The sequence below is a fragment of the Acrocarpospora sp. B8E8 genome (assembly GCF_039871605.1).
Classification (GTDB): Bacteria; Actinomycetota; Actinomycetes; order Streptosporangiales; family Streptosporangiaceae; genus Acrocarpospora; species Acrocarpospora macrocephala.
This window is the reverse complement of the sequence record NZ_JBDPLV010000024.1, coordinates 100,623-113,821: the sequence shown is the minus strand read 5'-3', so window position 1 is coordinate 113,821 and position 13,199 is coordinate 100,623. Positions and strand designations below refer to the sequence as shown.

Annotated in this window: 11 protein-coding genes; 1 reads left to right on the top strand and 10 read right to left on the bottom strand. The window is 68.7% G+C overall.

The window, feature by feature from the left end; translation table 11 throughout:
* Nucleotides 1-3: 3 nt before the first annotated feature.
* The 6 genes from ABGB08_RS23455 to ABGB08_RS23430 all read right to left on the bottom strand — a co-directional run bounded on the left by ABGB08_RS23455 (nt 4) and on the right by ABGB08_RS23430 (nt 5,108).
* Nucleotides 4-1,983, bottom strand: a complete 1,980-nt coding sequence (locus tag ABGB08_RS23455; protein WP_347593663.1) for a dynamin family protein — start codon at nt 1,981-1,983, stop codon at nt 4-6.
* A gap of 15 nt (nt 1,984-1,998) precedes the next feature.
* Complete coding sequence (locus tag ABGB08_RS23450; protein ID WP_347593661.1) at nt 1,999-2,229, bottom strand: hypothetical protein; 231 nt, start codon at nt 2,227-2,229, stop codon at nt 1,999-2,001.
* Nucleotides 2,219-2,725, bottom strand: coding sequence for a hypothetical protein (locus ABGB08_RS23445; RefSeq protein WP_347593659.1), 507 nt, complete (start codon nt 2,723-2,725; stop codon nt 2,219-2,221). Before ABGB08_RS23445 ends, ABGB08_RS23450 begins: the two co-directional genes overlap by 11 nt.
* 57 nt (nt 2,726-2,782) lie before the next feature.
* Nucleotides 2,783-3,481, bottom strand: a complete 699-nt coding sequence (locus tag ABGB08_RS23440) for a Crp/Fnr family transcriptional regulator (RefSeq protein WP_347593654.1) — start codon at nt 3,479-3,481, stop codon at nt 2,783-2,785.
* Complete coding sequence (locus ABGB08_RS23435; RefSeq protein WP_347593652.1) at nt 3,478-4,416, bottom strand: hypothetical protein; 939 nt, start codon at nt 4,414-4,416, stop codon at nt 3,478-3,480. The genes ABGB08_RS23440 and ABGB08_RS23435 overlap by 4 nt, the downstream gene beginning before the upstream one ends.
* 191 nt (nt 4,417-4,607) lie before the next feature.
* Nucleotides 4,608-5,108, bottom strand: a complete 501-nt coding sequence (locus tag ABGB08_RS23430; protein WP_347593650.1) for a hypothetical protein — start codon at nt 5,106-5,108, stop codon at nt 4,608-4,610.
* An 84-nt stretch (nt 5,109-5,192) separates the two neighbouring features.
* On the opposite strand from ABGB08_RS23430, the gene ABGB08_RS23425 reads away from it, so the two are divergent.
* Nucleotides 5,193-6,404 (top strand): M20 family metallopeptidase, encoded by a 1,212-nt coding sequence (locus tag ABGB08_RS23425; RefSeq protein ID WP_347593648.1) that lies wholly within the window; start codon nt 5,193-5,195, stop codon nt 6,402-6,404.
* Here the strand turns inward: ABGB08_RS23425 and ABGB08_RS23420 are convergent.
* The 4 genes from ABGB08_RS23420 to ABGB08_RS23405 all read right to left on the bottom strand — a co-directional run bounded on the left by ABGB08_RS23420 (nt 6,394) and on the right by ABGB08_RS23405 (nt 12,957).
* Nucleotides 6,394-6,864, bottom strand: a complete 471-nt coding sequence (locus ABGB08_RS23420; RefSeq protein WP_347593646.1) for a TIGR02611 family protein — start codon at nt 6,862-6,864, stop codon at nt 6,394-6,396. The two genes, ABGB08_RS23425 and ABGB08_RS23420, sit on opposite strands and share 11 nt — an antisense overlap.
* A 49-nt stretch (nt 6,865-6,913) precedes the next feature.
* Nucleotides 6,914-8,095, bottom strand: coding sequence for an acetate kinase (locus ABGB08_RS23415; RefSeq protein ID WP_347593644.1), 1,182 nt, complete (start codon nt 8,093-8,095; stop codon nt 6,914-6,916).
* On the bottom strand, nt 8,092-10,152 hold the full coding sequence (gene pta / locus ABGB08_RS23410; protein WP_347593642.1) for a phosphate acetyltransferase: 2,061 nt from the start codon (nt 10,150-10,152) through the stop codon (nt 8,092-8,094). Before pta ends, ABGB08_RS23415 begins: the two co-directional genes overlap by 4 nt.
* 78 nt (nt 10,153-10,230) lie before the next feature.
* On the bottom strand, nt 10,231-12,957 hold the full coding sequence (locus ABGB08_RS23405) for a cellulose binding domain-containing protein (RefSeq protein ID WP_347593640.1): 2,727 nt from the start codon (nt 12,955-12,957) through the stop codon (nt 10,231-10,233).
* Nucleotides 12,958-13,199 lie beyond the last annotated feature (242 nt).

Below are 13,199 nucleotides of genomic sequence, written 5' to 3'. Positions count from 1 at the left end.
CCCTCACTGGTCCGCCCAGCCGTGCCCGGCCGGTGCGCTGGACGGTAGGGCGACGGTCTGCGGGGCGCCGGCTTCCAGCTCGGCGACCTCGGCGGTGAGCCGCTCGAGGTGTTCCAGGACCTGGACGAGCGGGCGGCGCTCGGCCTCGTGCTCCGCTACTCGCCGACGTGACTGCTCAATCGTGTCCTGCCGCACGTCCTTGAGCCGGGCGGTCGCCTGCCCGACGCTCTCCTTCTCCTGGGTGATACGGCTGCTCAGCTCGGCGATGACCGCTTGGGTGAGGCTGTCGATCAGGTCGCTGATCGCGTCGGTGAGGAACCGCTGCTGGGCGCGCCGGAGCGGAGCGAGCTCGGTCCTGAGGCTCTGGCGCCGCAGTTTGCGGTCCCGGATCCGGCCCCGTCGCTCGGCCTCCCTGCGCGCACCATCTGCACCGAACAGGCTGCCCGCCATCTTGCCCAGCCAGCCACCACCCGCGACACCCGCCGCGACCCCGGCCGGTCCACCGAGTATGCCGATGACGCCGCCGATGAAGCCGCCGATCATGCTGCCCACCCGTTCGCCGGTGCTCGCCCCGATGACGACGTCGCGGACCCGCCGGTAGTCGCTGTCGCCACCATCGTCATCAAGGCGGCCGGTCACCTTGATGGCGGGTACGGGCGGCGCGGGCAGCCGATACCCGCTGGGCGTGGTGAGGTCGATCCCGTTCGACCGGGAGATCTCGCCCACGAGTTCCGCGCCGCGTCGCTCGGCGAGCGCGCTGATGGCGCCCGCGACGCCTGTCACCTCCGCCATGACGGTGGACAGCAGCGACTCCGGGGCGTCCAGGTAATCGTCGTCGTAGAGGTAATCGGTTTCGAGGCGGTTCCAGACCGTGTCCAGCTCGTCCTGGCCCCGGCGGCTCAGCTCCTTGCCCAGCCTCTGCAGACGACTGCGCGCGTCCTGGCGCCAGGCCGCCGAACCGGACGTGAGCTCCCCCAGGCGCGCACCCTTGGCCGTGAGCTCCGCCGCGAGCTGCTCAAGCTCCTCCGCCGTGGTCCGGCGGAGCGCTTCGATCGCCGTGTCGACCGGCCCGAGCAGGGCAGCGGCCGCCGACTGCTGGGTCGCCAGCGCGTCACCGAGGATCAGCCGGGCCCTGCGCCTGGCCAGGGCCGCCCACAGCGCGTCCTCCAGTTTCGGGAAGTTGCTCAGTTCTAGATCGTCGGGGTCGGCGCTGGCGAGGTAGTCGAGTTTCGCCTGGCTGGACACCGGGATGACCTCGACGGGCCGGCCGGTGACCGCGGCCACCTTGGTGTCGGTGTTCCTGAGCATGGCCGTGTAGTCGCCCACGGCGTCGATCTTGGTCAGCACGTAGACCTGGGCGTCCGGGTCCTCGGTGATCTGCGCCAGATGGGACGCCTGGCGGAGGAAGTCGAGCTCGCTCTCGGTGAGTGGCTGGGTCACATCCGCCACGAACACCAGAGCGTTGGCCCTCGGCAGGAAGCCTGCGGTGACCACGGTGTGCTCCTCGTAGACCCCGCCGACTCCGGGCGTGTCGACGAACGTCAGGCCGGAGGCTAGCTTCGGATTGGGTGTCACGATGTCGACACGGCGTGCCTTCTTGTCGTTTCGCGGATTGCCGCTCTCGGTGGCGTGGTGCCGGATCTCCTCGCGCCGGATGGGGAAGCCGGTGAGGCCGCCCGTGCCATCCTCGGCGGTGACGGTGATCTCCTCGCGCGGTCCGTAGGTGACGGTCGTGACCAGGCTGGTCGCGTACGAGGTGTCCGTCGGAAACAGCTCGGGTTCCTCCAGCAGGGCATTGAGCAGATTCGACTTGCCTCGCTTGAATTCGCCGCACACCACGACCGTCAACCGGCCGTCACGCAGCCGGCTCTCGGCCGAATCCAGACGTCTCCGGGCCTCGGCGGCGATCGCAGGGTCGGCGATGGGCCGCAGCACGGCGAATACGCCGAGAATCTCCTCACGTAAAGCGTCAAAGGCGCGCATGGGGGCTCCGCATCGTCACTTGGGTTCGACCTCTTCGCCGGTGACCGTGTCGTAGTACTCGTTGTAGGAGGTCGAATACGCGACCGTATTGCCCTTCTCGCTCAGCCCGTCCTGCGCGAGGACCTGGCCGAACCGCAGCTGTTCCGGTTCCTCCGCCCAGCCGTCAGGCTCGACCTGATCGATATCGTCCGCGTCGGTGTCGTCCAGATCGGCTGAGCCGGACCAGTAGTCGTCGTCATCCCGCATCGTCGTTCTGCGCCCCATCGGAGTCGGGTGGCTGTCGGTCAGGAAGGAAGGCGCGCCAGAACCCGGCCGCCGATGGGCGGAAACTCCGCAGCGGGAACCCTTCGGCGCCGATGGCGACGACATCGTCGAAGAGCCGCCCGGAGATGACCACTGTCAGCGGGGCGGGCAATCGGCCCCCCACGCACATCGCGCGTACGGTCTCGACGGCCGGCCCTCCGAACTCGGCCCCCGACAGGAAGGTCGGCCCTTCGTGCAGGGCGAGCCGTACGCTGAGGGATTTACCGGACCGGAGAACGGCGGCCAGCGTCCCGGTGACGAGATCCGCGACCACGCGGGACTCGTCGAAGCCGGGCGGCAGAACGCCGACGCGTGGCAGGGCCACGGAATCGTTCCAGAGCAAGCGCTCAAGCTGGGCCGCGGCGGATACCTCGGCGATAAGCGCTTCGAGATCGTCGGGCGCGCATCCGGTCATGGACACACAAAGACGTCTGATCACAGGCTCGTCCCTCACGGCCCCAGCTTCCGCTGGCCTGCTCGGCATGACTCCCCGCCCTCAGGGATTTCCGCCCGGCTCAGCACGCGATTCGAGGGCCCGCATGTCACGCACCACGATCCGCCGATATCCCGTGCTGATCACACCGTCGCGCCGCCACTGCGAGAACATCGCCTGGGCCGTGGACTCGGCGACCCCAGCCAGCTCGGCGAGATCGACCTGGGTGAGGGCCAGCTCGATACAGATCCCGTTGTCACGTTCCGCTCCGTAGTCGACCGCGAGTCCGAGCAGCACGCGGGCGAGCTTCTCACTCACGCCGCGGGTGCGATCGTCGATTCTGCGGTCGGTCGCCGACCGCAGTTTCCGCACGACACTGCGGGTGATCTCGACAGCCACCTCGGGGGTCGCGCGGAAGAAGGCGAGGAATCGCTCCCGTCCGATCCGCACTGCGACCACCGACCCGCAGGCGATCACACTCGCGCTCCGCGGCCTACTGTCAAGTACGGCGAACTCGCCAACCAACTCGCCGCGCGGCCGGATCGCCAGCCCCGTCTCGGCGCCGTTCACGCCGAACGCGGTGACCTTGACGAAGCCGTCGAGGATGAGGAAGATCTCGTCGCCTCGCTGGCCCTCGATCATCAAGATCTGCTTGTCGGCGAAGACCATGGGCGTCCCCAGCGAGGCGAGAGCCAGCTGATTCTCGCGGGTGAGCGCGGACATCAGCGTCAGACGCGGCCATACGTCCGGAACCTTGATCAAATCCAGTCCTCCTCATCCGGGTCCTCCAAATGATCGGGATGGTCCAGGATGTCGTCCGCGTCGTCGTCGAACTCCTCGGGACTCGTGCCGCCGAGTGACGTCTCCGCGTAGGCCGCCGGATCGATCCGAGCTTCCTGATGATGGGGGCCGGCCACGTCATGGCCGGGATGGTCCAGGTCGTCGAGGTCCTGGTCGTCGTGTTCGTGATCGGCGAGTTCGTGGAGGGCGAAGAGCGCCCCGCCGCCGGTAAGCCCGAGCGCGGCCCAGGGGGCGACCCGCGTGAGCGTTGAGCTGAACCCCTCCACTCCGGTGAACCTGGGAACCAGCTTCTCGTCCACCGTGGGACCGGGCACGAAGAGGTACGCGGACGCGGCGAACCCCTTGTCGGGAATCGACACCTCTGTCAGATGGAAGGCGCGAGGATCGAGCCCGCCGTACCCGTGTGAGATCACGTCGCGGTAGATGTCCTCAGTGACGAAAGCCGCGACGTCGGCATCCGGATGGTCGTCCAGGGCTTGATGGAGGGCGTGGGAGTCGAGCAGCCTGCAGGCGTCGATGACGGCGTTGCCCACGAAACCGATGGCGGCCTTGTGCACGGCCCCCTGGGCGAGGGCGACGCGCAGGCGTATGCGGCCTACGCCCTGGGGACGGCGGTTGACGCGGTAGATCGCGGTATGGATTGCGAGAAGCAGACGGGGCACCACGTGCATCTCGTCGACGGCTGGCGGCAGGAGAATCAATTGCCCATCGCCACGGTCCTGCTGCTCGCATTTCCGGGGATCCACTCCGGCGGCCTTGCAGGTGTGCCACATAGCCCACAGGACCCGTTTCTGGATTTCGATGGCTTCCAGGCTTGTGCGCTTGCTGTAGCCTTCCACATCTACGACCAGGCACAACCGGCGCACGGCTGGGGGCAGGGTCGCCAGGATTGCCACCTCCCGCCGGACATGATTCCTTCTCTCCAACTCCATCGTGAAAAGGAAGCACTCCGTAACACTGAATATCAAATATTCCTATAAGTCCGGTCCCGGTGGCCGCGCGTACGCGTCATTGCTATTCGCGGTCAGCGATACCGACTCAGCGCTGCAAAGTATGACTGCGACAATTTCGCCGGCGAGCCTGCGGTTCACGAACGTGGTCGGCCGTGCGGGAGATCGTGTCCGCGCCGAGCTCGGGTCAGCAAGTAGCCGACGCCCGTGCCGGTGAGCAGGAGCAGCAACATCAGCACCGCGCTCACCACTATGCCCCCGGGCGTGACCTCCGGGTCCGGGATCTCGTCGATGTCGGTTGAGCAGACCAGCGCTCTGCTCAGATCCCCCGCGTACACGCACGCGGTCGCCGCCACCGCCGACCCCGGATCCCCCCGCATGACTCCGCTCACCTCGTAGGTGCTCTCCCCCGGCGGCATCGTGACCAGCCAGGACGCGTGCGTCTCTCCCACCGACGCCCCCGCCGCCTCGACCTTCCGCAGTCCAGGCGGGAACGTGATCCGCACATTGGCCGCCACCGGCGTCGCCTCGTGGTTGACGGCCTTGATGACGTAGGTAGTCCTCTGGTCGATCTCGGTGACGCCGCTGTCCAGGCCGACGGTGACCTGCGGCGAGGCCAATAGAATCGCGATCATCATTCCCCCCGCGGCTTAGGATCGCAGGCGGAGAACCGGATGGCGCGGCGCATTGCCGGGACACCCGCGAGTCACGCACGATGAGATATGAACATTCAGGACGAGCTGGTACGCCTTCGCCACTCCCTCCACGCCGAACCCGAGCTGGGCCTGACCCTCCCCCGGACTCAGGAGAAGCTGCTCGCGGCGCTGGACGGGCTACCCCTGGAGATCTCCACCGGCGAGGCGCTGTCGTCGATCACCGCCGTCCTGCGCGGGGGACGTCCGGGTCCGACCGTCCTGCTGCGGGCCGATATGGACGCGCTGCCCATCCAGGAGCGCGTCGCGGTGCCTTATCGCTCGAAGATCGACGGGCGGATGCACGCGTGTGGCCACGATCTGCACATGGCCATGCTGGTCGGGGCGGCGCATCAGCTCAGCCTGAGCAGGGACAGCCTCGCCGGGGACGTCGTCTTCATGTTCCAGCCCGGCGAGGAAGGCTACGAGGGCGCCAGGCTGATGATCGAGGAAGGCGTGCTGGGGGCTTCGGGCTGCCGGCCCATCGCGGCGTACGGCATGCACGTCTTCGCCACCGCGGTCCCGACCGGACTCTTCCTCACCAAGGGCGGCCCGATCCTGGCGGCGGCCGACACCTTCCAGGTGATCGTGCGCGGGCGCGGCGGCCACGGTTCCGCGCCGCATCGCGCGCTCGACCCGATCCAGGTCGGCTGCGAGATCGTCTCCCAGCTGCAGACGTACGTGACCAGGAGCTTTGACGTCTTCGACCCGGTGGTGGTGACCGTCGGGCAGTTCCACGGCGGCACCGCGGACAACGTCATCCCGGACGACGCCCGCTTCGACGCCACCATCCGCTCCTTCTCCGCCGAGACCCGCGCCCAGGTCAAGGAAGGCGTCGTACGGCTCGCGCGCGGCATCGCCGAAGCGCACGGCCTGACGGCGGAGTGCTCGTTCGGCATCGGCTACCCGGTGACGGTCAACGACGAGGCGGAGGCGGAGTTCGCGGCCGAGACCGTGCGGGAGGTCCTGGGGCCGGAGCGCTACGTCGCGATGGCGCAGCCGGCGACCGGCTCGGAGGACTTCTCGTTCGTGCTGAACGAGGTGCCGGGGACGTTCCTGGTGCTCGGGGCCTGCCCGGCCGGGCAGAATCCGGTGGGGGCTCCGGCGAACCACTCGGCTGAGGCGGCCTTCGATGACGGGGTGCTCTCCGACGGGGCGACGCTGCTGGCGGCGCTGGCGACGCGCCGCCTGGCGGCGGCCTCGGCGGTGCCCGCCGGGGAGCTCAGCGAGCTCACCGGTTGAACAGGAACTGCGCTTCCTGGATCAGGTCGATCTTGAGGGTGAGCTTCAGCGAGAGCCAGACGATGGCGAAGGCGAGCAGGAAGGTGAGCGTGCCCGCGACGATGCGGACGAACCAGTTCTGCCGTTTCAGCCAGGCGGTCGCCGCGCCGACCACGTGCTTGGCGAAGTCCAGGACGCGGCTGGCCCAGTGGAACTCGGTGGCGAGCACGGCCAGGCCGCCGAACACGATCAGCCAGCCGGGGCCGGGGAACGGGACCATGATCAGGCCGCCGATCACCATGGCGCCGCCGATGACGCCGACGATGATCTTCAGCGTCAGCCGGCCGGCCGCGGTGGAGCGCCACCGATCGAGCCACTTCATCGGCCCCCTGGCCTCTCCGTTGCGCGTGTATTCCGCTAGTTTCGCCTCCTCCCCGCTCTCGGTCCGTCCCTGTTCCTGCGCGTTCTCGGTAGTCGACACGGTTCACCCCCACACCTACGATAACCAGCGGGATCTTCCGGGCTCCTCATCAATGCGGAGGAGTTCTCCCTACGCCCGCAGTATTGACGGTCTGTTCGGCGATCTCCAACTCCTCGTCGGTCGGGATCACCAGGACCGTCACCTCGGAGCCGTCCTTGGAGATCGTCCGGGCCTGGGCGGAGCGCGCGGTGTTGCGGGCGGGGTCGATCGTGATGCCGAGGCGGTCGAGGCCGGTGAGGGCGAGTTCGCGGGTCCGCGGGTCGTTCTCCCCGACGCCCGCCGTGAACACGATCGCGTCTACATGTCCGAGGACGGCGTAATAGTTGCCGATATATCCGCGTATGCGGTGGGTGTAGACGTCCATGGCCAGGCGGGCGTCCGGGTCGCCGTCGTCGGCCTTGCGCCAGACCTCGCGCAGGTCGTTGGCCCCGGCGAGCCCGCGCAGGCCGCTCTCCCGGTTGAGGGCGGAGTCGATCTCGTCGAGGGTGAGTCCGGTCAGCCGCGCGACGTAGGGCAGCACTCCGGGGTCGACGTCCCCGGATCTGGTGCCCATGACCAGCCCGGCCAGCGGCGTCAGGCCCATCGAGGTGTCCACGCTCCGCCCGCCCCGGACCGCCGTCGCGCTCGCGCCGTTGCCCAGGTGCAGGACGATCGTGTTGACCTCCTCGTACGGCCGTCCGAGCAGTTCGGCGGCCTTCCGGGAGACGTACGCATGCGACGTCCCGTGAAAGCCATATTTGCGGACATCCCACTCAACGGGCACCGCATACGTATATGCCGCCGGTGGCAGCGTCTGATGGAAGGCCGTGTCGAAAACGGCCACGTGCGGAAGCGCGGGAAACGCCCGCCTGGCGACCCGGATCCCCTCCAGATTCGCCGGATTGTGCAGCGGCGCGAGCGGGATCAGCTCCTCGATCGCCGCCTCCACCTCGTCGTCGATCAACTCTGGCCGCGCGAACCGGCTGCCCCCGTGCACCACCCGATGCCCGACCGCGCCAACCTGATCCAGCGCGGGCCCTCGCGCGGCGAACGCGTCCAGCACCGCCCGCAGCCCAGCCTCATGATCGGCGAAACCGTCGGCGCCCACGTCCTCGCCGTTGTGGATCAGCCGCCCGGACCGCTCCCCGATCCGATCCACCAGGCCGGTCGCCAGCCGCCGCCGCGTGTCCATGTCCAGCAGCTGATACTTGATCGACGACGACCCGCTGTTGAGCACCAGGACGTCCATCATTCTCCCTGCGCCTGAATCGCGGTGATCGCCACGGTGTTGACGATGTCGTGCACGGTCGCCCCTCGCGACAGGTCGTTGACCGGTTTGCGCAACCCCTGCAGCACCGGCCCGACCGCGACCGCCCCCGCGCTCCGCTGCACGGCCTTGTACAGGTTGTTCCCGGTGTTGAGGTCCGGCACGACGAACACCGTCGCCCGTCCGGCCACCTGGCTGCCGGGCATCTTGGTCCTGGCCACGCTCGGCTCGGCGGCGGCGTCGTACTGGATCGGGCCCTCCACCGGCAGGTCCGGCCGCAGCTCGCGGACCATCGCGGTGGCCGCGCGCACCTTCTCCACCTCGGGTCCCGCGCCGGACTCGCCGGTCGAGTACGACAGCAGCGCCACCCTGGGCTCCACCCCGAACCTGGCCGCCGTGGCCGCCGAGGAGATCGCGATGTCGGCCAGCTGGTCCGCGGTCGGGTCGGGGACCACGGCGCAGTCGCCGTACACCAGGACGCGGTCGGCCAGGCACATGAAGAACACGCTGGAGACCACGCCGACGCCGGGGCGGGTTTTGATGATCTCGAAGGACGGGCGGATGGTGTGCGCGGTGGTGTGGATCGAGCCGGAGACCATGCCGTCGGCCAGGCCGAGGCCCACCATCAGGGTGCCGAAGTAGGACACGTCGGTGACGGTGTCGCGGGCTCGCTCGACGGTGATGCCCTTGTGGGCGCGCAGGCGCGCGTACTCGACCGCGAAGCGTTCGCGGAGTTCGGGGTCGAAGGTGCTGAGCACGCGGGCTTCGCCCAGGTCCAGGCCCAGCCGGGCGGCCTGGGAGCGGATCTCGCGCTCGTCGCCGAGCAGGGTGAGGTCGGCGACGCCGCGCCGGAGCAGGATGTCGGCGGCGCGCAGGATGCGGGGTTCCGCGCCTTCGGGGAGCACGATGTGGCGGCGGTCGGCGCGGGCGCGTTCGAGCAGGTCGTATTCGAACATGAGCGGCGTGACCACGGTCGCGGGGGTCACGTGCAGGCGGTCGAGCAGGGCCGAGCCGTCCACGTGCGCGGCGAACAGGCCGAGCGCGGTGTCGATCTTGCCGTCGGCGTCGGGGGTGAAGCGGCCTTCGACCCGGGAGAGGCGGGTGGCGGTCTCGAAGGTGTCGCCGGGGGTGGTGATCACGGGGAGGCTGATGTCCATGCCGGTGAGCAGCCGCAGCACCGGCTCGGGGAGCAGCATGCCGCCGTTGAGAATGATCGCGGACAGGGCGGGGAAGGTGTCGGCGTTGTGCGCGGCCAGCAGGCCGGGGAGCAGGGCGGCCGCGCGGTCGGCGGGGGTGATCACCGCGACGCCCTCGGTGAGGCGCTCCAGGATGTGGGGGAGCGTCATCGCGCCGACCATCAGGCCGCCGACCTCGCGGCCCAGCTGCTGCTCGTCGCCGAGGAACAGGGTGCCGCCGCAACCGGCCAGCAGGTCCGCGACCGTGGGCGCCGACAGCCTCGCGACCTCCGGGAGGACCCAGACCGGAGTCGGGCAGTCCTGTACGGCTTCCGCCACCTCACCCAATCGCGCCGGATCGACCCGGGTGACCACGACCGCGATGCCGAAGGTGTGCTCCTCGGCGAGCTCCTTCGCCGACAGCTCGACGGCGGCGGCGATCTCCTCCGGGGTCCGCCGCAGGCCGGTGACCACGTTGAGCACGGGTGTGCCCAGGTTGGCGGCGATCTGGGCGTTGAACTCGAACTCGGTGGGCGCGCCGACGTCGGTGTAGTCGGTGCCGATCACGACGACCGCCGCGCAGCGGGCCGCGACCGCGCGGTATCCGGCCACGATGTCGTCGATGGCCTGCTCGGGGTCGGCGTGCACGTCCTCGTAGGTGACGCCAGCACAGACTTCGTACGACAAATCCATTTTGAAGCGGATCCGGGCGGTGTTGATGAGGTTGTCCTCGGCACCGGCCCGAACCACCGGCCGGTAGACGCCGACCACGCCCACCTGCCGGGAAAGCAGTTCGATCAGTCCGAGGGCGACCGCGCCCTTGTTGCTCCTGGCGTCGCTCGCCGCGACGTAAACGCCGATCGCCATGCGGGTAATGGTATGGCTCCCGCCGCTGGGCGGGCGGCGGGAGCCATCCCGGACTGGAGGCCGGAGGAACCTCCAGAATCAGAGAGCCGTGCAGGTCACCGGGTTGGGGACGTTGTTGGTGCCCGGCGCGGCGGCGTTGAACCCGAACGTTGTTGTCGCGTTCGGGTTGAGGTTGCCGTTGTAACTCATGTTGTTCACCGTGACGTTCGCCCCGCTTTGGGTGTGAGCGCCGTTCCACAGCGATTGGATCGTCTGGCCGTTCGCGTACGCCCAGCGGACCTGCCAGCCGGTGATGGCCACCGTGCCGCTACTGCGAACGGTCACTGTGGCGCTGAAGTTGCCCGGCCACGTGTTCGTGATCGCGTACGTCGCGGTGCACGCCTTGCCGACGCCCGGGCTGGGGCTCGGCGACGGAGACGGGGACGGAGAGGGGGACGGAGACGGCGAGGGACTGGGGCTGGGCGATGGGCTGGGGGACGGGCTGGGCGACGGCGAGGGCGACGGGTTCGCGCCCGTGCGGTCGCCGTAGATGATGCCGCGGCCGTTGGTGCCCAGGTAGACCCGCCCGTATGTGCGCGGGTCGCCGGTGATCGCCTCGCCGATGTTGCCGTACTGGTGGGCGTCGTCATTGATCCGCACCCAGGTGCCGCCCGAGTTGTCCGACCGGTACACGCCGCGCACGTTGTCGATCTTGGCGATGGTGAACAGCGCCGGATAGCTCTGCCCCGGAGCCGCCCGCCCGAAGCCGACGTTGTCCGCTTCCTGGACATTCGCCAGCTTGGTGAAGGACGCACCCGAGTTGGTGGAGTGCCACAGGCCGTAGGTCGCGCCCGTGCCGCCCGCCAGCCAGATGTCACCCTCCCGTCCGGGCACCGCCTTGAACCGGCCGGTGGTCGGCAGGCCGGTCGCCGCCGTCGCCGTGAAGGCCGCGCCGCCGTTGGTGCTGACGTAGAACCGGCCGTTGGAGAAGGCGTAGAACTTCTGCGAATTCACCCGGTCCGACTCGATCCGCGAGTTGGCCGGCACGCCCGTCGCGGTCTGCCACGAGTTGCCGAACCCGACCGAGTACACGACCTGGATGCCGCTGTCGCCTGGCGCCCAGACGAACCTGCTGCCGTCGGCCGCCGCGGCCACCGTGCCGCCGTTGTTGACGCCGCCCGGCTCGCCGCCCTGGAACCAGTTCGCGCCGCCGTCGGTGGAGAAGGACACATGGCTGTCGTTCGGCCGGTCGGAGTCGGTGAAGTTGCCCGACCTGACCATCACGCTCGGGTTGGTCTCCGCGTAGTCCAGCGACGTGGTCGAGGTGAAGGTGGGCGCCGTGAACATCATCGGCGGCACCGCGTCCAGGTTGGTGTGCCGGAAGCCGCCGATGTCACCCAGGCCGCTGACCAGCGGCGCCGCGCCGGACGGCGGGCTGATCAGGTCGAGTACGGCGGTCTCCTCCAGCCCCTTCACCATCGGCTTGATGGTGAACTGGCCGCCGGTGTCCCAGAGTTTCAGGTCGGTGCTGCCGTAGATGGTCGCGCCGGTGCCGTACATGAAGCGGTTGCCGTTGAACGGGTCGATCTCCAGCGATTCGACCATCCAGCCCAGCTTGGGCGTGACCTCCGGCGGCTGCGGGTTCGACCCGAAGGTGAGCCACGGCGCCGAGGTGATGTCCATCTTGTAGCGGAAGCTCCGGTTCGGGTAGGAGGTGAAGTCCCACACCCGGGTCCAGGTCGCGCCGCTGTCGGTGGACCTGAAGAAGATCACGTCTGGCCACCAGGACATCTGGGTGGACACCATGATCGTGCCCGGGTTCTGCCGGTCGATGGTCAGGCCGCTGTAGCCGAAGTAGTCGTCGGCGCTGCTGGACGGGATCGGGCTGATCTGGGTCCAGGTGCCGGTGGCGGTGGCGTACCGCCAGACGTCGCCCTTCGCACCGTCGTAGGGGCCGCCGGTGTCGCTGGTGGCCAGGTAGAGGTAGCCGTTGACGGTGTCGAGCACGCCCTTGTGGGCGATGTAGCCGGTCGGCTGCCCGGCCACCCGCTCCCAGCTGGTGCCGCCGTTGGTGGTCCGGTAGACCGTGTTCTGCTTGTCGGCCACGCCCACGTAGATGGTCTGGGTGGCGTTGCCGGAGGTGCCGGTGCGCTTGTCGAACGTCACCCAGACGACGCCCGGCTGGTGGGTGCCATAGCCGTTCGGGTCACTCGGGTCCGAGGCGTAGTTGCCGGCGTTCGGGAAGGAGGTCACCTTCGCCCAGGTGGCGCCGAAGTCGAGGCTCCGCCACAGCCCGTTCCCGTTGGGCGCGCCCATGTAGAGCGTGCTGTTCCGGTTCGGGTCGACGGCCAGCCGCTCGCCCATGCCGCGGCCCGGCATGTTGCCGCCCATCTTGAACGGCAGCGGGGTGACCGACCAGGAGTCACCCTTGTTGGTGGAGCGCAGGATCGCGCCGTTGTTCGGATCCCAGCTGTTGGTGTACATGCCGACGGCGGCGTACACACGGTTCGTCTGCACCGGGTCGGTGGCGATGCTGTCGACGCCGTTGTAGCCCCAGTTGGTGAACCCGACCCAGTCGAGCAGCGGCTTCCAGCTCTGGCCGGCCTGGTCCCAGCGGTACATGCCGCCGATGTCGGTGCGCGCGTAGATCAGGTGCTGTTCCGTCTGGTTGAAGACGATGCCCGGCACGAAGCCGCCACCGTCGATCCGCACGTTCTTGAAGTTGTACGGGTCGGACGCGGCGGCACCCGCCGGCGCGTTTCGCACGACCACCGTGACCAGGGCCACGGCGACGAGCGCGAGCATGCTGAGAAGCTTTCTTCGCATGGACGGTCTCCCTCGGAAATGGTTAACCGCCATGCACGATCAGGTGGGGACCCTGACCGTCCGCCCAGCGCGTGCATGGAACTGCCGAGAGATTCACACAGCCGCCAAGCCCCCGTCAATAGTTTGAACTATAAACGAACTCTGGCGTCTCAGCTTGTGAGACGTACGCTTGTCAGGCACGCTTTTACCTGGAAGATCCGGTAGCTGACACATGATGGCAGGATTTCTGGTGATTATTTCGG

Bases quoted from the DNA above. Each gene is read 5' to 3' on its own strand.
- ABGB08_RS23455 (WP_347593663.1), bottom strand. From the start codon at position 1,983: ATGCGCGCCTTTGACGCTTTACGTGAGGAGATTCTCGGCGTATTCGCC.
- ABGB08_RS23450 (WP_347593661.1), bottom strand. From the start codon at position 2,229: ATGCGGGATGACGACGACTACTGGTCCGGCTCAGCCGATCTGGACGAC.
- ABGB08_RS23430 (WP_347593650.1), bottom strand. From the start codon at position 5,108: ATGATGATCGCGATTCTATTGGCCTCGCCGCAGGTCACCGTCGGCCTG.
- ABGB08_RS23425 (WP_347593648.1), top strand. From the start codon at position 5,193: ATGAACATTCAGGACGAGCTGGTACGCCTTCGCCACTCCCTCCACGCC.
- ABGB08_RS23415 (WP_347593644.1), bottom strand. From the start codon at position 8,095: ATGATGGACGTCCTGGTGCTCAACAGCGGGTCGTCGTCGATCAAGTAT.
- pta (WP_347593642.1), bottom strand. From the start codon at position 10,152: ATGGCGATCGGCGTTTACGTCGCGGCGAGCGACGCCAGGAGCAACAAG.
- ABGB08_RS23405 (WP_347593640.1), bottom strand. From the start codon at position 12,957: ATGCGAAGAAAGCTTCTCAGCATGCTCGCGCTCGTCGCCGTGGCCCTG.